Origin of the sequence: Streptomyces sp. NPDC058086 (assembly GCF_042885015.1) — a bacterium.
Lineage (GTDB): Bacteria > Actinomycetota > Actinomycetes > Streptomycetales > Streptomycetaceae > Streptomyces.
Genome location: NZ_JBHVST010000148.1, coordinates 1 through 19,170 on the forward strand (window position 1 = coordinate 1; position 19,170 = coordinate 19,170).

Genomic DNA, 19,170 nt, shown 5'->3' on the forward strand with positions numbered 1-19,170 from the left:
TGGGCATACATGGCCTGGCCCATCTTCTGGCTCACCGAGGCCAGCTTCTCGACGCCGGTGCGCAGGGCGGTGGTGTCGGTGGCGGAGTCCTCCAGAGGCGCTTGAGGTCGGCGACGGCCGACTCGACCTCGGGTTTCGTCTCCGAGGGGATGCGTTCGTCGTTCTCGCGGAGGAACTTCTCGGTCTGGTAGACGAGTTGTTCGGCCTGGTTGCGGGTCTCGGCGGCCTCGCGGCGCGCGCGGTCCTCCTCCGCGTACTGCTCGGCCTCGCGCATCATGCGGTCGATGTCGTTCTTGGGGAGCGCGGAGCCACCCGTGACGGTCATCTTCTGTTCGCGCCCGGTGGCGAGGTCCTTCGCGGAGACGTGCATGATCCCGTTGGCGTCGATGTCGAAGGCGACCTCGATCTGCGGGACTCCGCGCGGCGCGGGCGGCAGCCCGGTGAGGTCGAAGACGCCGAGCTTCTTGTTGTACGCGGCGATCTCGCGTTCGCCCTGGTAGACCTGGATGCCGACCGAGGGCTGGTTGTCCACGGCCGTGGTGAAGATCTCCGAACGGCGGGTCGGAATCGTGGTGTTGCGCTCGATGAGCCTGGTCATGATGCCGCCCTTGGTCTCGATGCCGAGGGACAGCGGGGTGACGTCGAGAAGCAGGACGTCCTTCACATCCCCCCTGATGACACCCGCCTGGAGAGCCGCGCCGAGCGCCACGACCTCGTCCGGGTTGACACCCTTGTGCGGGTCCTTGCCGGTGAGTTCCCTGACCAGGTCCGTGACGGCGGGCATCCGGGTCGAGCCGCCGACCAGGATGACGTGGTCGATCGCGGCGAGCTTGACGCCCGCGTCCTTGACCGCCTGATGGAAGGGGTTCTTGCAGCGGTCGAGCAGATCGGCGGTCAGCTCCTGGAACTGGGCACGGGTCAGTTTCTCCTCGAGGTGCAGGGGGCCGTCGGCGGTGGCGGTGATGTAGGGCAGGTTGACGGTGGTCTCTGAGGAGCTGGACAGTTCGATCTTGGCCCTCTCGGCGCCCTCGCGCAGCCGTTGCATCGCCATCTTGTCGTGGCCTAGATCGATGCCGTGCGAGGCCTTGAAGCGCTGCGCGAGGTGTTCGACGATCCGCTGGTCCCAGTCGTCGCCGCCGAGCCGGGTGTCGCCGTTGGTCGCCTTGACCTCGATGACGCCGTCGCCGATCTCCAGGAGCGAGACGTCGAAGGTGCCGCCGCCCAGGTCGAAGACGAGGACGGTCTGCTCCTCGCCCCGGTCGAGGCCGTAGGCGAGGGCGGCCGCCGTCGGCTCGTTGATGATCCGCAGCACCTTCAGGCCCGCGATCTCGCCCGCCTCCTTGGTGGCCTGGCGCTGGGCGTCGTCGAAGTAGGCGGGCACGGTGATCACGGCGTCCGTGACGTCCTCGCCGAGGTAGGCCTCCGCGTCCCGCTTCAGCTTCTGCAGAACGCGCGCCGACAGTTCCTGGGCTCGGTAGCGGGTGCCGTCGACGGAGCCCTGCTCCGGGAAGCGCCAGCTCGCGTCGCCCATGTGGCGCTTGACCGAGCGCGCGGTGCGCTCCACGTTCGTCACGGCCTGACGTTTGGCGACCTCGCCGACGAGCACCTCGCCGTTCTTGGCGAAGGCCACCACGGAGGGGGTGGTGCGCGCGCCCTCCGCGTTGGTCACGACGGTGGGGTCGCCGCCTTCCAGGAGGGCCACCACCGAGTTCGTCGTACCGAGGTCGATCCCGACCGCACGTGCCATGTCCGTCCCCTTCCGCCAGGGCGCTGCCCACCTTCAAGCACAAAACTTGAGTGCGTTCTTGTCAATGGGGCGTGCTTGTCAATGAGGCGTGCTTGTCCACGGGACCGGCGTGTCCATCGGACCGGCGTGTCGTGGCGGCCCGGACATGACAGCGCCGCGGGCCCTGTGCGGGGACCGCGGCGCCGTACTGCTTCCGGACGTCAGGCCAGCTTGGCCGTCAGGGTGATCGTCGTGCCGGTCAGCGCCGCGCTGACCGGGCAGTTCTTCTTCGCGTCCTCGGCCGCCGCGACGAAGCCGTCGTTGTCGAGGCCCGGCACCGTACCCTCCACCGTCAGGTGGATGCCGGTGATGCCCTCGCCGGGCTGGAAGGTGACGTCGGCGTTGGTGACGAGCTTGGTGGGCGGGGTGCCCGCGCCCGCGAGGGCGTGCGACAGCGCCATGGAGAAGCAGCTGGAGTGAGCGGCGGCGATCAGCTCCTCGGGGCTGGTCTTGCCGTTGGCGTCCTGCGCCCGCGACGCCCACGTCACCGGCTGCTGGCCGATGCCGGAGGAGTCGAAGGTGACGACGCCGCTGCCCTCGAGCAGGTTGCCTTCCCACACGGTGTGCGCGGTGCGCGTGGTTGCCACGATGATTCCCTTCGATGGGGTCCCGTTTTCGGGGTCCGTGCGCACCATCCGATCACACCTGCGCGCGACTCACCCAGAATGACGGCTCACCGCACGCGGAAGACCGGTCCCCGCGCCGTGAACGGGAGCCGCGCGCCCTGCGGAATCAGATACGCGTGCTCGCGCCGCACCCGCAGCACGTCGCACCAGCCGTCCGTGATGACCAGCAGCGGCGCGCCCGGCGGGAAGTCGTCCGCGCGGTGCAGCAGATCGATGCCGGGCTGCAGCACCGTACCGCCGCGCCCGTGCACCCGTACGCGACCGGCGATCTCGGTGACCGGAAGATAGCCCGCGTCGTGCGGCGCCGCGTCGCAGAACACCACCCGCGCGGCCGGTACGTCCCGGGCCTCGGCGTACGAGGCGATGGCCCCCAGCGCCTTGCCGAGCAGCGTGCGGTCCATGGAGCCGGAGGTGTCGAGGACGACGCCGAAGGTGCAGCGGGCGATCTCCTCGGGCGGGAAGTACCGTCCCGCGCGCGGGATGTCGGGGGTGGACGCCTGACGGCGCGAGGGGCGCGCGTACGTCCGTACCGGCTCGGGGCGGGGCACGAACTCGTCGAACCAGCGGGCCAGGCGGGCGTCCCAAGGCAGCGGCGGATGGCTGAGCGCGCGGATCTCCTCGACCAGACCGCCCGGCAGATAGCCCCGCTCCAGCTGCTGGTGCAGGTCGAAGCCGTGGCTCAGGCCGCGCCGGTAGAGCTCGTCCAGGTCCACGTAGTCGCGCGGGGAGCCGAGCGGGGCGCCGAGGATGTCACCCGCGCCCTTGCCGCGCAGCGTGGACAGTCGGCGCATCCGGCGCAGGTCCTTGGCGATCCGGTCGTACACCTCCTCCGCCGACAGATCCTTCAGCTCCGCGTCGTACAGCAGCCCTTCGGGCATCGTGCCGACCTGCATCTCGCACAGCCAGCCGTTGATGACGTAGTCGGCCGCGATGTTGAAGAGGTACGGGTCGCGGGGGCCGCAGCGGTCGCCGTGCCGCAGGGCGGCGTGCAGCATCTCGTGGGCGAGGACGAACCGCCATTCCTCGTCCTCCAGTTGACGCAGCGGGTTGATGTAGATCTCGCCCGCCTCCGCGTTCACGGCGGCGACGGAGATGTCGTGGGCGCGGGCCAGTTCGGCGTCGGCGACCAGGGTGATACCGGCCGCGACGCCGCCGAGCAGCGGGTAGGAGGAGATGAACCAGCTCAGCGCCCGCTCCCAGGGCTGTAGTCGGGTGGGCCCGCCGCGCATCGAGCCGCGGCGGCCGCCGGCCACGTCCATCGCCGTGGCCACGGTACGGGTCAGGGCGTGCGCGAACTCGAGCTGCCAGTCCGGGGCCTGGCCGCCCTTCCAGGTGTCCCACGGCACCAGCAGCTGGTCCGGCTCGCCGCCGGCCGTACCGCAGCGCTCGTACGGGGCCGGAGTCCCCTCGCGCCGCCAGCGGGCGGCGAGTTGCTCTTCGTCGCCGTCGGGGTACGAGGGCGGCAGGTCCTCGGGGGTGAGGCCGATGGGGAAGCCGAGCAGGAAGCGGTTGACGACCGCGCAGCGGGCGGCGAGGGCGTGGCGGTCGGGCTGCTCGCGCGTCTTCGGCGCCGCCGGGACATGGCCGAAGCCCAGGTGGATGACGGCGTGCGCGACCGCCCAGGCCCACTCGACGGGCTCGGCGCGGCGGGTGGGGTGGACGTGCAGCACGCCGTTGGAGTCGACACGGACGAGACCGTCGCGGGGTGAGTCGGGGCAGTCCTCCTGGCGGCAGGTGCTGAAGCCGATGGCGGCGAGCGCCCGGTTGGCCCGCACCAGCCGCATCCCCTCCGCGAACGCCTCCGCCGCCAGGTCCTTCTTCGGCTGTCCCTTGCTGCGGCTGGTCGGGGTGCGGCTCACTGCCGCGCCTCGACCAGCCGGGGCATGTCGCGGGCCGCCTCGACCAGGAACCAGGCGGGCAGGAGGGGATTGCCGTCGGTGTCCGGGGCGATGACGCTCTGCGCGACCTCCACGGAGATCTCGGCGAGCTGCACGAGCAGCGACTTGGCGCGATACGCGGTCTGCTGTCCGCTCGCGGAGAGGTGCTCCTTGCTGGCCGGCAGCTCCTTGACGAGCCGGCCGCGGAAGGACTCGGCGAGGTAGTACAGCAGGTCGCGGTCCTCGGGGCGGTGCGGCCAGCGGGCGTCGCCCTTGACGATCGCCTCGATGCCGAACCGGCTGCGCACGATCTTCACATAGCCGCAGAAGGCGACCGCGTGCGCGGGCGTCAGGGTGCCGTGCGCGATCACCTTCAGGGTCGGTTCGTCGAGGGCCGGTCCGAAGGAGTGCAGCGCGTCGGAGAGCATGTGCCAGGAGCGGGGCGTGGAGAATGGCTCCTCGGTCTTCGGCGGCTTGGACCACAGGTGGTCGGGCCGGTCGGTGAGGTGGTCCACGACCCAGGGGTGGATGCCGTTGGCCGCGGCCCAGCCGAGCCAGTCCTTGGAGGAGGCCTCCAGGTGCACGTGCGTGAGGCGGTTGATCAGCGCGGAGGCGATCGGGCGGGCCAGCGCGTTGTCGGTGGCGCGGTTGCCCGCGCCGATCACTATCGAGCCCTTGGGCAGCTCGTAGTTGCCGATGCGGCGGTCCAGGATCAGCGAGTAGAACGCCTTCTGCACATCCGGCGTCGCCGCGTTCAGCTCGTCCAGGAAGAGGCAGTACGGCTCATCACGGGCGATCGCCTCCGGCGGGCAGAACACCGAGCGCCCCTCCCGGATCTGCGGGACGCCGATCAGGTCCTCGGGTGCGAGCTGGGTGCCGAGCAGGCTGACGCACTCCAGGCCCAGCGACTCGGCGAACTCCCTGACCAGGGAGGACTTTCCGATGCCGGGGGCGCCCCAGAGGAAGACCGGTCGCACGGTCGCGAGGCCGAGCAGCAGTTCCGGTATGCGGGCGGGGGTGACGGTCACGGCTGCCTGCACGCAACATCCTCGGGGGTCGGGAAGTGCCCCGCGGGTGTGCGGTGCTCCAGGCGAACAGTGTGCGCGCGGGGCTCGCCGACCGCAGCCCATTTTCCGCCGCCCCGGCCCGGCCCGCTGACCGTGGCTCAGGCGGCGCGCTCGTCCGCGGGCGCCGCCAGCGGCACTTGGGGGCCGTCGCACTCGCGCAGCCAGCGCCGCAGTACGCGGTGCACCTGCTCGGCGCCCACGAGATCCGCGTCGACCTCGACCGGCACGGACAGGGCCGTCGGTGACAGCAGAAAGGGGCGTGCCTGGGCCCCGCCGAGTCCGCCGTGCGAGCCGATCTGCTCCTCGAAGGCGAGGACTTCGCCCTCCATCGGGTCGTACGAGGAGTTGACCATGATGTCGGCGACGTGCGGGAAGGAGTGCGTACGTCGTACGGCGTCGGCGGCGCCGGGGCCGAAGTCGGCGAGCGGGCCCGGGCGCGCGTCGTCGAGCTTGTCGACCGGCACCTCCGCGCCGTTCGCGCCCAGGACGAGTCCGCCGTACTCCTCGCTGCGGACCAGCACGAAGCCGACGCCGGGGTGGTTGGCGAGGGTGGACAGCAGCGCGGGGTGGCGGCGGTCGATCTCCTCCCGGCTCATCCGGTGCGGCACGTCGGGGAAGGAGACAAGGCCGAGGTTGCCGGAGGCCAGCACGATGGGCTCGGAGCGGCGCGAGGGACGGTGACGCTCGCCACGCTCCTCGACGGGTCTGCGCAGCGCGGCCCGCACCGCCGCCCGTGCCTCGGTGCCGCTGTGCGTGCGCTGCGCCTTGCGCGGCACGGGCAGCCCGCACCCGGCGCGGACGAGGTTGCCGAGGCTGAGGCCGTAGCGGGTCAGGAAGGTTTCGCCGGGGCTCTGGCCGTGGTCCGACAGCACCACGATCCGGTAGGGCCGCGGGGCGTGTTCGGCGACCTTGGCGATCAGGGCGAGGGACCGGTCGAGGCGCTCCAGGACCTTTTCGGTGTCCCGGCTGCGCGGCCCGGAGTGGTGGGCCACCTCGTCGTACGCCACCAGGTCCGCGTAGACCGCGTTGCGCCCGGCGAGCATGTCGCCGATCACCGCGGCGACGACGACGTCCCGCTCGACGACGGTCGCGAAGGCGCGCACGAAGGGGTACAGCCCGCCGCGCTTGACCCGGGGCCGCCGCTTCTTCATCCGGGCCCATGTGGACTGGCCCATCTCGCGCAGCACCTCGGCGACGAGGGACATGGCCGTACGGACGGCGTTGGCGGGGTCGCTGAAGTACGCGAAGTAGCCCGAGCGGGAACGGTTCTCCCTGCCCCTTCGCGCGGCCATGGACAGCACCAGAGCCAGTTGGTCGGCGCCACCGCTGAAGAGGTTGCCGCGGCTGGCGCCGTCGACGGTGAGCAGGCCCCCGTCGCCGGTGTACTCGATGGCCCGGCGCTGGAGTTCGGCGGCGCTGGAGGGCCGGTTGCACACCATGACCTCGTGGGTGTCCTTCTCGTACCAGCGGAAGGCCGGCACGTCGTGGTTGCTGCCGTGCAGGATGCCGAGCTGGCTGGCGCCGGTCTGGCTGGACCAGTCGGTGCGCCACGGGGTGAGCCGGTGGGTGGGGCAGCCGCCCTCCCCAGGGCCCTCGAGCCACTGCGCGACGGTGGGCATCAGCCCCTTGCCGACCGCCTCCTCCAGCACGTCGTGGCCTACGCCGTCGAGCTGGAGGAAGACGGCACCGGGGGTCGAGGGCCAGGCCTGCCCGTCACCGCGCCTGCGGCGCCGGTCGGCGAGCCGGGAGAGCCTGCGCCGGTAGGCGTCGTCGTCCCGGACGGCGAGGGCACCCCCGGTGGCCGAGGCGACCGCGGACATCACGGCGGCGACGACCACGGCCGTCTCGGGCGCGGCCTCGCCCTGCCCGGAGGGGTTGATGCGCAGGGCTATCAGCAGCAATGACCCGTTCAGGAAGAAGACGAGCAGACCGAGCACGAGCGCGGGGACCAGGAGCAGCGCCCGTACGAGCAGGGGCCACACGAGCGAGGAGAGCAGACCGAAGACGGCCGCGCCGACCCCCGCGGTGACGGCGATCCGCGTGGCGCTGTCTCCGTTGCTGGACTCCAGCTGGAAGTCGGGCAGCACACCGGCGAGGACGAGCATGGTGACCGTGGACACGGCCCACACCGCGATGCTCCGCCACACTCCGCTGAGAAGCCGCCGCCAACGCCTTCCGCCCACGCCCTGTCCACCTCACGTCCCGGCCCGCCCGGTGTGCGAGGCCTGCTCCACCCTGTCACAACGGTCGAGCGGCCCCCGGTGTCCCCCTCAGCGGCCGTCGTAGCCCGCGGTCGGCATCGACAGACGGCGGTGGACCCGGGCCTTCATCTGGGCGTCGTACGACGGTTCCGCGCACCCGACCGTCTCGATCCGTACGCCGCGGCGGGCGCACTCGGCGGTGAACTCGTCCACGGAGGCGAGGGCGCGCTCCAGGACACGACGGCTCGGCGCGACGAACAGGTCGACGAGGCCCGCCTCGACGTCCGCCCACAGGGTGCGGTGGTCGGGGCGCAGACCGCGGACGAGGAGCTCGCGGGTGACGACGTAACCGCGCTCGGCGGCCCAGCTGGCGCACATCGCGTACTGGCTGCGGGAGTCCACGAGGAAGGGGTCCGCGTCGAGCTCCTCCAGGGGCGTCAGGCTCGCGATGGCCGTGACGCGGACTGTGGTCGGCACGGCGGAGGCGCTGCTCGCGTGTCCCATGGCGTCCCCCCTCACCTCCGGGTTTCGCCGCCGACCCTACTCCTGCACGTAGGCTCGGGGGGAGTCGCACGGAGGAGGCAAAGAAGTGCCGGTGGAGATCACCTGGTGGGGGCACGCCACTTGCACGCTGGAGGACTCCGGCACACGCGTCCTCACCGATCCGCTCTTCGCGCGCCGGCTCGCGCACCTGCGGCGCAGGCGCGGGGCGCCGCCCCCTCCCGAGGCGGCGGTCGCGGACGTGGTGCTGGTCTCGCATCTGCACGCCGACCATCTCCATCTGCCCTCTTTGCAGCGGCTCGCGCCGGGCACGCTGGTACTGGTGCCGAAGGGCGCGCCGCGCGTGGTGCCCGCGCTGCGCAGGCTGGACCATCTGCGGTTCGTCGAGGTGGCGCCCGGGGACCTCACCGAAGTCGGTGACCTGGTCGTACGTACGGTGTCGGCGCGGCACGACGGGCGGCGACTGCCGGTCGGACCGCATCGCTCCCCCGCGCTGGGCTTTGTGGTGGAGGGCGAGGCACGGACGTATTTCGCCGGGGACACCGGGCTGTTCGAGTCGATGGCCGAGGAGGTCGGACCGGTTGACGTGGCGCTGCTGCCGGTCGGCGGGTGGGGCCCGTTCCTCGGGGAGGGACACCTGGACGCCGGGCGGGCCGCCGAGGCGCTGGCCCGGCTGATGCCGAGGAGCGCGGTGCCGGTGCACTACGGCACGTACTGGCCCATCGGCATGGACAGCGTGCGCCCCCATGAATTCCATGCGCCAGGTGATGAGTTCGTGCGCCTGGCTGGTGAGCGTGCGCCCCAGGTGGCGGTGCACCGGCTCGAACACGGCGAGAGCGTGCGCCCGGAGGTCGCGCGGTGACGCCTCTGACCGCCTTGGGCGCGGCCCCGGCGATATTCCTGTCCGCCAAGAGCACCGCCCCGGCCGTGTTCCTGTCCGCCGCGGGCGCCGCCGTGTCACCGGAGAGCACACAGCAGGCGATCGGCTATCCGTCGCTGTTCGTGCTGGTGCTGATCGGCGCGCTGGTCCCGGTGGTGCCGACGGGCGCGCTGGTCAGTTCGGCGGCCGTGGTGGCCTTTCACGAGACGGCGCCGTTCGCCTTGCTGTTGGTCTTCGTGGTGGGCTCGCTCGCGGCGTTCCTCGGTGACGTGGCGCTCTACTGGCTCGGCCGGCGCGGCATGGGATCCAAGAACGGCTCGCGCTGGCTGGAGGCGATCCGTGTGCGCGCCCCGGAGGACCGCCTCACCCAGGCCCAGGAGAAGCTGGACGACCACGGCGTCGCCGTCCTCGTCCTGTCCCGCCTCGTCCCGGCGGGCCGCATACCGGTGATGCTCGCCTGCCTGATGGCGAAGATGCCCTTGCGCACCTTCGCCCGCGGCGACATCCCCGCCTGCCTCGCCTGGGCTGCCACCTACCAGGTCATCGGCATCCTCGGCGGCTCCCTCTTCGACGAGCCGTGGGAGGGCGTGGTGGCGGCGGTGGTCCTGACACTGGCGGTCAGTGCGGCGCCGGGAGTGTGGCGGAGGGTTCGCAGAACCGCCCCTCGGTAGCCGCGATCACCCCCGGACCCGCCTTCACGCCAGAACCCGAGAACCCCCCACCGCCAGATCCCACAGGTCCCTCCGCTCCAACCCCACCCGCTCCCAAGCCACCTTCACCCGGGTCAACGGCTCCAGCACAGGCTCCGCGGACAGCACGAACGTCCCCCAGTGCATCGGGGCCATACGGCGAGCGCCCAGATCGACGGCGGCCCGGACAGCCTCTTCCGGGTCACAGTGGACGTCACTCAACCACCACCGGGGGTCGTACGCCCCGATGGGAAGCAGGGCCAGGTCTATCCCCGGGTACCGCCGCCCGATGGCCGCGAACCAGTGCCCGTACCCCGTGTCCCCCGCGAAGTACACCCGCTGTCCTTCGGGCGCCGTCAGCACCCAGCCACCCCACAGCGTGCGGCAGGTGTCGGTGAGACTGCGCTTGGACCAGTGGTGCGCGGGGACGAAGTCGAAGCGCACACCGTCGAGTTCGGCCGCCTCCCACCAGTCCAGCTCGGTGACCCGGGTGAACCGGCGGCGCCGGAACCAGCGCCCGAGTCCGGCCGGCACGAACACCGGTGTGCCGCGCGGGAGTCGGCGCAGCGTCGGCGCGTCCAGATGGTCGTAGTGGTTGTGACTGATCACGACCGCGTCGACGCGCGGCAGCGCGCTCCAGGCCACACCGACCGGGGTGATCCGGGCCGGGGTGCCGAGGATCTTGCGGGACCAGACCGGGTCGGTGAGGACGGTGAGCCCGCCTATGCGGATCACCCAACTCGCGTGCCCCGCCCAGGAGACGGCGACGGTACGGGCGCCCACCCGCGGCAGCGGCCCCGGCTCGAAGGGCAGCAGCGGAATGTCGGCGAGCCCCTCGGGCCCCGGCCGCGGCGCCCCCTCACGGGCGAACCGCGCGAAGGCCCGCAGCCCGGGCAGCGGCGCGGTCAGCCGGTCGACGAACGACCGCGGCCACACACGGCGCTCACCGAGCGGACGGGGTTCGGCGAGAGGAGGGGGCTCGACGAGCGGACGGAGAGGAAGGACAGGTGAGGAACGCCCCGCCGGCGGGGCCATGGAGGACGCCGGCTCCTCGGCGTCCCGCGTGCTCGTGGACTCGGACGTGCTCGTGGAAATGGGCGTGCTCGTGGATGTGGATATGGGCGTGCTCGTGGATATGGGCGTGCTCGTGGACGTACTCGTGCTCGTGGTCGACTGGGACTGCTGCGTCATCGAGGAGGCTCCCATCGCTGAGCGTCGTCACGGAGATCGTCGAACGCCGACCCCAGGAGGGTCAACGCGCGTTGCACCTGTGGCAGTTCCAACGGTGAGGGTGAACTGAGGCATTCCGCCCGCTCCTCGTCGGTGGTGCCGAGCAGCGCTCCGGTCTCCAACCGCACGCGCAGCGCCTCGAGGTCGTCCCCGAAGCGGTGGCCGCCCGGCGCGGACATGCCGAGCCGTGCGGTGAGGAAGTCCTCCAGTTCCTGTGCGTCCCCGACGCCGAGAGCGGTCAGCGCGGAGCTCAACGGGCCGAGATCCACGTACAGATGTCTGCCGGCCTGCGGCGGCCGCGCGAAGGCCCCCGACCCGACCACCGCGCGGTGCGCGGCGAGAGCCACGCGCGCGTGCAGACGTACGGCGGCGGTCAGCCGCTCGGTGACCGCGTCGGGCTCGCCGAGCGCGTACGCGGCCGCCGCGGCGACCGGTTCGGCGACCCGGGCACCGAGCACGGTGAGCACGTCGAGGACGCGGGAGCGCAGCCGAAGGCCCTCGTCGGTGTCCGGGAAGCGGGCGACGGCGGCCGGCCAGCCCTGCGGCAGGAAGGCGCCCGCGAGGTCCGTGAGCACAGTGACCTCGCCGGGGAGCATCTCGGCGGGGCTGAGCAGCACGGTGTCGTGCGGCCGGTGCAGGGTGTCGCGCCAGGTCTCGTCGCTGACCACGTGCAGTCCCTCGCCCACCGCGGCCTCCACGGTCTCGTGCACCACCTCGGGTGGTGCGACGGTGGCGGTGGGGTCGTCGGCGACGGAGAGCACGAGCAGGCGCGGGTCGCCGCCTTCGGCGCGGACCCGGCGGACGGTCTCCAGAAGTGCGTACGGATCCGGCAGGCCGCCGCACTCCGCGGGCGTCGCCGCGTGGAACACGGACCGGCCCAGGAGGCGGACCTGCGGTGCCCACCAGGCGGCGCACGGGCGCGGGACCAGGACGTCGCCGCCGAGTGCGCCGGTCAGCGCGAGGAGCAGAGCGGGGGCGCCGGGGGCGGCGACCACACGGTCGCGGTCGGCGGCCAGGCCCCGCCGGGTCCAGTAGCCGCAGGCGGCGTCGAGAAGTGCCGGGCCGCCGCCGGAGGGCTCGGCGTGGGCGTGGCCCGCCGCGTCGGCGAGCACGGCGCGCAGCTCAGCCAGTACCGGCAGGCCCTGATCGGGAAGAGGCGGGCCGTAGCGGACCGGACCGTGCCCTTCCGGAACCGTCCGCCGCATACGTGCCTCCGTGCAGTCCGTGGTGCCGTGCCCTGTCGTTGCCCAGGCTCCCGCCCCGCCATGGGCGCCCGGCCGGGTTGCGCCCGTCGCAGCGTCAGCGGTTGGAGGAGCCCTTTTGGCGCAGCCGGTGGATAGCCGCGCCCAGCGCGCCCACGATCAGGACGCCGCCGGTGATCAGGGCCGGGACGGAATCGGTGAAGGCGCCGCCCTCGCCGCCCTGCACTCCGTACTGCGCACCGGCGGGGCGCTCCGCGGTGTCGTGATCCGCGCCGGTGTCACGCCCGGTGCCGGTGTCATGAGCCGCACCGGTCTCACGCCCGGCACCCGTGTCATGAGCCGCACCTGTATCACGCCCGGTGCCGGTATCACGCCCGGTGCCGGTGTCACGCCCGGTGCCGGTGTCATGAGCCGCACCGGTCTCACGCCCGGCACCCGTGTCATGAGCCGCACCTGTATCACGCCCCGTACCAGTGTCGTGACTCGCACCGGTGTCGCGCCCCGCGCCCGTGTCATGAGCCGCACCGGTCTCGCGCACCGTACCCGTGCCGGTGCCGGTGCCGGTGCCGTGGGACACGGTGTACGAGGCGTTCCACGGCCGCTCCTGGCCGCCCGGCGCGACGGGACACACGCCGTTGACGCCCCATTGGGCCTCACGGTCCCCGGCGACGGAATCGCCGTTGAACTGCTCGCCGGTCCCGCCTGTCGCTCCGAACCCGCCGACCCCTCCAAGTCCTCCAACCCCTCCAAGTCCACCGGATCCACCGTCGGAAGTTCCACCCGCCGGGATACGGGCCGTCCCGTGGTACGAGGTGGCGCCGCCCGTCTTCTCGTCGCCGCCGGTGACCCGGTGCAGTTGGACCTTGCCCCCCTCGAAGCCCTGGGAGTGCGCGTCGATGGACTCGGGCGGAGTGCCGCCGATCGCGTCGCAGGTGACGGAGACGGAGAGGAGGCCACCGGGGCCCACGGAACGGGGATCGACCTCCGCGCCCGGATCCGCGGACGCGGCCGTGGCGGCCGCTCCCAGGGCGGCACAGGCCAGGGCGGTGGCGGACAGGACACGGACGGTACGGCACATGGGTCGGGCTCCTTCGGACAGACACTGTCTGAAGGGGGCACGGCCGTCGCGCCCCCCACCCCATCACAGCCCGCCCGGGCGCGGGGCGCGCGCGGCCGGACACCATTCGCGCGACACGGACGCCCGTGCGGGTGACGCGGGTGACAGCGGCGGCTCGGCCGACCGGGTCAGTTCGACAGGGAGACGAGCTCCCGTTCCAGGCCGCGTCCGCGCTTGTCCACGACGGCCGAGGCGACGTCGGACAGTTTGCGCTGGGTCGCCTGCGAGATGCGGCGCAGTACGCCGAAGGCCGCGTCCGCGTCGCAGCCCAGTACGTGCATGACGATCCCGCACGCCTGGTCGACGACGGGCCTGGTGCGCAGCGCGGCGCCGAGCTGGTCGAGCTCGGTGAGCGCGGCCCGGTAGGAGCGGTCGCGGACCAGGCAGGTGACGGCGAGGTCGCCGAGCGCGCGGGCGGGTCCGTGCGGGGCGTCCTCCAGTGCGCCGGGCCGGAAGCTGTAGAGGCTGAGGGTCACGGTCAGCCCGGAACGCCGGAAGGGGATCGTGACACTGGAGCGGACACCCGAGTCGAGGGCCATCGCGCGGTACGCCGGCCAGCGCTCCTCGCGCAGCAGGTCCGCCGAGTCGACGGGCTCACCGCGTTCCAGCGCGGCGGGGATCGGACCGTCTCCGGAGCGGAGTTGGACCGAGACGAGTGCGGCGAGGTCGGGGTGGGTGACCGCGGCGGGCCGTTCAGGGCCGCCCTCGGAGACCATGCAGCTGGCGCCGCAGCAATCGGTGGTGCAGCGGGCGGCCTGCTCGGCGAGCTCCGACAGCCGTCTCCCCGGGAGCGTGGATTCCGGCGACCGCGTTCCCAGGTGACCGAGTTGACTGCCTCGACCGCCCTGACCCCCTTGACTGCCTTGACTGCCTTGACCGTGGTGATCGTTTTGACCGCGCCGATCGCTTTGACCGCGTTGCTCAAGTCGCCCCGCATACGGCATGGTTCACCCCTTCCTCCCTCCGCGCCTTCCCGCTCACCTGCGCGGAAAACGGGCGCGGCCGGTTACACCCCCACCACACCCGGAACCAGACCTTCGGGTTACGTTCATCGCATGGCGCAGACGGACGAATTCGGTGAAGAACTCGCGGATTTCGTGCGCCGCGTGGCGGAGCTCAAGGCGGCTCGATCGGTACCGGCCGACGACCTGCCGACGGTGCTCGACGCGGCGATCTTCGAACTCGACCACGTGGCGGGCCAGTTGTGGCCCTGGTACGAGAGTCTGTCCTCGACGGGCCCGTCCGGCGTCGCCTCCGTCGACCGCCAGGAGCAACAGCTCCTCAAGGCGCTCTTCCAGCGGGTGCCGGTGCCTGTCGCGCTGGTGGACCGCGAGACGGTGGTGCGCAGGCTGAACTTCGCGGCGACCTCGTTCACCGGCGTCCGGGCCGGCTACGCGACGGGCCGTCCGCTCACCGGTTTCCTCGCGCACGCCGACCGTGCCGCGTTCCGCTCGCAGGCGGCGGCGGTGGCGCGCGGCGAGGGCGACCGCAGTCTCACCGTGCACCTCCAGCAGCAGCCCGCGGTGCCGGTGCGGGCGACGCTCACCGCGCTGCGGCCCAGCGGCGAACCCCGCACCGCCGTCCTCGTCGTCCTGCAGCCCGCGGACAGCCGGGTGCCGTCCCACGAGCGCGTGCCGGGCCCGGTACCGACCCTGACCGAGGCGACCCGGCACGCGGCGCTGATGGACCTGGTGGACGCCATGACGACGGCGCTGCTCAGTGGCCCGGTCGGCGATCCGTCCGGGATGCTGGAGCGGGCGGCCGGGGTGCTGCACGTGCGGTTCGCCGACTGGGTGGTGGCCGACACGGCGGGGGCGCCGCGGCTGTCCCGTACGACGGTGCTCGCCCCCTCCGACAGCGCGGCGGAGGCGAGGGACGTGACCGCGCAGGATCCCGCCGGGTGTCCGCTCGTCGTCGAGGCGGCCCGGGGTGGATCCACGGCGCTGCGGGTGCGCCCCGAGGATCCGGACGCCTTCGGGCGTGACGCCTCGGGCGCCCCGATCCTCGTACGCGCGAACGTGACGTCGCTGCTGTGCGTGCCCCTGACCACCGCCCGCGGCCCCGTACAGGGCGTGCTGACCCTGTTCCGCAGCGGCGCCCGTCGGGCGTTCTCGATGGCGGAGGCCCAGGCGATGGACATGATGTCCCGCCATGTGGCCCTGGCGATGAACGCGCCCCGGTAGGGGCTACGCCGCGTCGCGCATCACCTGGTCGCGCAGCCGGTGGCAGCATCGGCTGATCAGCCGCGACACGTGCATCTGCGAGATCCCGAGTTCGTCGGCGATCCGGCTCTGAGTCATGTCGCCGAAGAACCGCATGTAGAGGATGGTGCGTTCACGCTCGGGCAGGGCCCGCAGCCGGGGCTTGACTGCCTCGCGGTCGATGACGACGTCGAGCGCGGGGTCGACCGAGCCGAGGGCGTCGCTGAGCGAGTAGCCGTCGTCGCTGCCGGGGACCTCGGCGTCCAGGGAGAGCGCCGTGAAGCTCTCCAGAGCCTCCAGGCCGGCCCGGACGTCCACCTCGCTCATCCGGGCGTGCTCGGCGATCTCGGCGACGGTGGGCCTGCGGCCCGAGATGGTCCCCGAGAGTTCCTGGACGGCGAACCTCACACGGTTGCGCAGGTCCTGGACGCGGCGCGGCACGTGCAGGGTCCACATGTGGTCGCGGAAGTGCCGTTTGATCTCGCCGGTGACGGTCGGCACGGCGTAGCTCTCGAAGGCGTTGCCGAGCTCGGGGTCGTACCGGTCCACGGCCTTGACCAGACCGAGCGCCGCGACCTGGCGCAGGTCCTCCAGGCTCTCACCGCGGTTGCGGAACCGGCTCGCGAGCCGGTCCGCCATCGGCAGCCAGGCCTCGACGATCTGCTCGCGGAGCGTGTCGCGCTGCCGGCCCGGAGGAAGCGAGGCGAGCCTGCGGAATGCGTCCGTGGTGTCGGGGGCGTCGTCGTGCGGATGGCGTTTCGCGCTCACTTGGTTTCGCATGGTGCGTCGCAACTCCCTTGCAGGTGCCTTGGGTTGGACGGTCACCGAGGGAGCGCACAGGTGCGTCGAACGGCACACCCGTGGCGAGGACTTCCCCGCTCCCACGGACGTGCCTCCTGTCCGAAGCACTGAATTCCGCCTGCCCCGGCCTGCGCGAGGCAAACACCGGGGCAACCACCCGCGCCTGTCGGCGCCTTGGGCTCAGGGAAGGGCGAGCAGGTACTCGATCGCGGCGCGCAGCTCCTCGTCCTGGAGGAATGCCTCGTAGTTCCGTTCCTGCGCCAGGCGGCCGTCGAAGCCCCGCACCGTCCGCAGTGCGGCGCGCGTCGCGGGGGTGAGGGTGCCGATCCGGGCCAGGGCTCGCAGCGCCTCTCCGAAGAGCCAATAGTCGTCGCCGCCGTCGGCGATCGGCAGGACGAACTCCGCCAGGACGGAGATGCTCGGCTCGGGCTCGCCCGTGCCCGACCAGAGGGCGAGCGCGGCCTCGATCCGGCGAAAGCCGTCGGTGTTCTCCATGACGTGCCGCACCCGGTCGGCGTACGGCGCGGCCGCGGGACCGAACTCGGTCAGCAGGTGGACGGGCCCGTAGTAGGGACCCTCCTCGGTCAGCACCGCGTCGCCGATGAGCCGCAGCGCCGCCGTACGGTCTCCGCCCATGTGCGAGGCGGCCCACGCCACGTTCCGCTGGTATCCCGGCCAGTTGACCGGATTGCAGGCGCGCAGGGCGGGCTCGGCGGACGCGGCGCCCGGCCCCATCGCCGCCAGCACCTCGACGATCGAGAGCGAGCCCGTGGCGTCGTCCAATAGCGCCACGACCTCCGGCAGCGCGGGCAGTGCGTCCGGCCCCCACGCCTTGAGGACCTTCAGGAAGGCGCCGGTCAGCGGGCCGTGGCCGCCGTTGTGCGCCGCGTGGTGCCGCATCACCTCCCGCAGGTCGGGCAGCAGGACGTCGGCATGCGCCCGCAGCGGAACCAGCACGGCGTCGACGTCCGGAAGTCGCGGGTCGCTGACGCAGTAGCTACGTCCGTAGTGCTCCCGATAGGGCTCGTAGAGCCGCTCGACGAGCCCCGGCATCGCGCGCGGGTCGCCGATCCGGGTGAGCGCCCAGCGCGCGTAGTCACCGACGGTCCCCTCCAGGCAGGGGGCCTTCCCCGGGTCGTCGATCAGCGTGGCGAGCCGGTCGGCGTAGCGGGCCGACTGCCGGCCGAGCACCGCCAGAAGGTGTGCCGCCCGCAGGCGCACGGGGTCGGCCGGGTCGTCCAGCAGTCGGCCCGCCACCGGCAGCAGCGCGGGCGCCGCGGACGGCCTGAGCACCAGCAGCCGCCATGCCTCGTCCAGCACCGCCCCGGACAGTTCGGTGTCCCCGGTGCGGGCCGCCGCGTCGGCCAGCCGGACCACGAAGGAGGCGGCCGTCCGGGCGTCGTGGTCGAACAGCTCGGCGGCCCAGGTGACGACCGCTTCACGGCTGAAGGGTTCCTCGACGCCCACCACGTACCAGATCTCCTCGAACCTGGGCCGTACGGCGAGGTCGGAGAGTGTCTCCACCAGCAGGTCGATCCACCGGACCGGCTCCTGCGGGTCGAGCCGCTCCCAGGCGATCACGGCCGCGACCTTCATGACGGGCTCGCCGTCACGCAGGACGCCGTCGAGGACCGCCCGCACCTCCTCGACCGACCTGGCATCCGCTTGTGCCGCCTCGGCGGCCACCCAGCCCAGCCGCAGCAGCACCGGCAGACGCACCGCCGGGTCCGTCTCGGCCCGCCACCGTTCCAGGAGCGGTACGACACCGTCGGCGAGCGGAATGGCCTCCCGCCGCACATCGGGGTCCGGGTCCGCGAGCAGCGCCAGGACCGCGCCCTGGTGGCGTCTCCACGCCGCGGGCCACCCCTCGTCCACCAGCTCCGGCCGGGCCGTCCTGGTCGGGTGCGCGAAAGCCACCAGCAGTCCTACGAGGTCGACTCGCGCGCCCGCCCCCGGGTCGGCGGCGAGCGCCACCACGAAGGGCAGGGCCGCGGTCGCCGCGGAGGGCACCCCGCCGTTGCCCGCGACCAGGCAGGAGTACAGCGGGTAGCAGTACTCCTCCGTCGCGGCCCGGCCCGCGAGCGCCAGCCGCCGCAGCGCGCGAGGCACCTCCTCGACCGGGTGCCGGGGCAGCGCCGACTCGAGCCGGTCCCACGGCACCGCGTCCAGCGCCTCGAGCGATATCCCCGTCACTTCGACCCCCATGACCTCGGAGAACCGGTTCTCCGGCCGTCATCATGCCGCCCGGCGGTGGATCTCGTCGTGCCGTTTTCCCATGGACGTGTCGACCCCGGGTCCATGGGTAGGCGATCACCATCCCCGATCCCTTGGAGGAAGCCATGCAGCGAGGCAGCGACCGGCTGAGCGTCCATCGGGACGAAGAGATGAAACACGAACTGCGGGGCCTGCTCAGGTCGGGTCACCCCACCCGGACCGAGGAGTGGCAGGACCCGGAGCCGACGGCCGACGACGACCCGGAGATCGCGCGCGGCCCCGTGGCACCGAACCGCTCGCCCGACTCCATCGAGACGGTGCGGCTGGAACTCGCCCGGTTCCTGAGCCGTACCGCCTTCCCCGCGGGTCCCCGCGACCTGGCCGACACCCTGCGCGACAAACACGCGCCGGACCCCCTGATCGAGGCCGTGGAGCGGCGCCCGCACAAGGCGCGCTACGCCACGGTCCACGAGCTGGCCGAATCGGTCGTACGCGCCCGGCGGACGCGGTGAACAGCGTGTGCGAGCAGGGACCCAACGCCCTGGTCACCAGCCGCAAGCCGGACGGCCTCGAGGCGTTCGACGAGGCGTTCCTGGAGGCGGTCGCCCGGCAGGCCGCCTAACGGGGTGTCCGCCCTAGGTCCTGTCGTCAAATTCCCGTCGTCCTCCCGGAGGGCGGGGCCACCGGGGATTTTGGACCCGGGCCATCGGGGTGGGGAACCCAACCGGGCCCCCCCGGTGACCCCCCCCCGCCGCCGTGGACCCGCGCCAACCCGGGC

The 19,170-nt window shown here is 72.6% G+C and carries 15 protein-coding genes and 1 pseudogene; 4 read left to right on the forward strand and 12 right to left on the reverse strand.

The features are described 5' to 3' along the window. The 6 genes and pseudogenes from dnaK to ACFVWD_RS52400 form a co-directional block, all read right to left on the reverse strand. Positions 1-1,747 (reverse strand): annotated as a pseudogene (dnaK, locus tag ACFVWD_RS52375) (molecular chaperone DnaK); the annotation flags it as partial. 200 nt (positions 1,748-1,947) lie between these two features. Next, positions 1,948-2,373, reverse strand: a complete 426-nt coding sequence (locus ACFVWD_RS52380; protein WP_060901013.1) for an OsmC family protein — start codon at positions 2,371-2,373, stop codon at positions 1,948-1,950. An 86-nt stretch (positions 2,374-2,459) separates the two neighbouring features. Beyond that, positions 2,460-4,271 carry a hypothetical protein gene (locus ACFVWD_RS52385; protein ID WP_389605770.1) on the reverse strand — a complete coding sequence of 604 codons (1,812 nt, stop codon included), beginning with the start codon at positions 4,269-4,271 and terminating at the stop codon, positions 2,460-2,462. Further along, entirely contained in the window at positions 4,268-5,329 is a 1,062-nt protein-coding gene (locus ACFVWD_RS52390; RefSeq protein ID WP_389605771.1) for an ATP-binding protein, read from the reverse strand. Before ACFVWD_RS52390 ends, ACFVWD_RS52385 begins: the two co-directional genes overlap by 4 nt. 125 nt (positions 5,330-5,454) lie before the next feature. Next, positions 5,455-7,539, reverse strand: coding sequence for a phage holin family protein (locus tag ACFVWD_RS52395; protein ID WP_389605773.1), 2,085 nt, complete (start codon positions 7,537-7,539; stop codon positions 5,455-5,457). Between the two features lie 87 nt (positions 7,540-7,626). Next, positions 7,627-8,061: a hypothetical protein gene (locus ACFVWD_RS52400; RefSeq protein WP_389605775.1), complete on the reverse strand. Its 435-nt coding sequence runs from the start codon at positions 8,059-8,061 to the stop codon at positions 7,627-7,629. Between the two features lie 85 nt (positions 8,062-8,146). Between ACFVWD_RS52400 and ACFVWD_RS52405 the strand changes: the two genes are divergently transcribed. Next, positions 8,147-8,920 (forward strand): MBL fold metallo-hydrolase, encoded by a 774-nt coding sequence (locus ACFVWD_RS52405; protein WP_389605776.1) that lies wholly within the window; start codon positions 8,147-8,149, stop codon positions 8,918-8,920. A gap of 38 nt (positions 8,921-8,958) precedes the next feature. Beyond that, on the forward strand, positions 8,959-9,609 hold the full coding sequence (locus ACFVWD_RS52410) for a DedA family protein (protein WP_389605788.1): 651 nt from the start codon (positions 8,959-8,961) through the stop codon (positions 9,607-9,609). Between the two features lie 24 nt (positions 9,610-9,633). Here the strand turns inward: ACFVWD_RS52410 and ACFVWD_RS52415 are convergent, their stop codons facing one another. The 4 genes from ACFVWD_RS52415 to ACFVWD_RS52430 all read right to left on the reverse strand — a co-directional run bounded on the left by ACFVWD_RS52415 (position 9,634) and on the right by ACFVWD_RS52430 (position 13,892). Then, positions 9,634-10,818, reverse strand: coding sequence for an MBL fold metallo-hydrolase (locus ACFVWD_RS52415; RefSeq protein ID WP_389605777.1), 1,185 nt, complete (start codon positions 10,816-10,818; stop codon positions 9,634-9,636). Then, positions 10,815-12,062, reverse strand: coding sequence for an aminotransferase class I/II-fold pyridoxal phosphate-dependent enzyme (locus tag ACFVWD_RS52420; RefSeq protein WP_389605779.1), 1,248 nt, complete (start codon positions 12,060-12,062; stop codon positions 10,815-10,817). Before ACFVWD_RS52420 ends, ACFVWD_RS52415 begins: the two co-directional genes overlap by 4 nt. Positions 12,063-12,156: 94 nt before the next feature. After that, a complete protein-coding gene (locus tag ACFVWD_RS52425) occupies positions 12,157-13,137 on the reverse strand; it encodes a hypothetical protein (RefSeq protein ID WP_389605781.1) in 981 nt (326 codons plus the stop codon). 167 nt (positions 13,138-13,304) lie between these two features. Further along, positions 13,305-13,892, reverse strand: coding sequence for an ANTAR domain-containing response regulator (locus ACFVWD_RS52430; RefSeq protein WP_384910385.1), 588 nt, complete (start codon positions 13,890-13,892; stop codon positions 13,305-13,307). Between the two features lie 339 nt (positions 13,893-14,231). On the opposite strand from ACFVWD_RS52430, the gene ACFVWD_RS52435 reads away from it, so the two are divergent. Then, positions 14,232-15,359 carry a PAS domain-containing protein gene (locus ACFVWD_RS52435; protein WP_389605783.1) on the forward strand — a complete coding sequence of 376 codons (1,128 nt, stop codon included), beginning with the start codon at positions 14,232-14,234 and terminating at the stop codon, positions 15,357-15,359. A gap of 3 nt (positions 15,360-15,362) precedes the next feature. On the opposite strand, the gene ACFVWD_RS52440 is transcribed toward ACFVWD_RS52435, so the two are convergent. Together ACFVWD_RS52440 and ACFVWD_RS52445 are read right to left on the reverse strand one after the other, a co-directional pair. Beyond that, on the reverse strand, positions 15,363-16,157 hold the full coding sequence (locus tag ACFVWD_RS52440) for an RNA polymerase sigma factor SigF (protein ID WP_389605784.1): 795 nt from the start codon (positions 16,155-16,157) through the stop codon (positions 15,363-15,365). Positions 16,158-16,358: 201 nt separating this feature from the next. Further along, a complete protein-coding gene (locus ACFVWD_RS52445) occupies positions 16,359-18,371 on the reverse strand; it encodes a hypothetical protein (protein WP_389605785.1) in 2,013 nt (670 codons plus the stop codon). A gap of 146 nt (positions 18,372-18,517) precedes the next feature. Between ACFVWD_RS52445 and ACFVWD_RS52450 the strand changes: the two genes are divergently transcribed. Continuing rightward, on the forward strand, positions 18,518-18,904 hold the full coding sequence (locus tag ACFVWD_RS52450) for a DUF2795 domain-containing protein (RefSeq protein WP_389605787.1): 387 nt from the start codon (positions 18,518-18,520) through the stop codon (positions 18,902-18,904). The last annotated feature ends 266 nt before the right edge of the window (positions 18,905-19,170 follow it).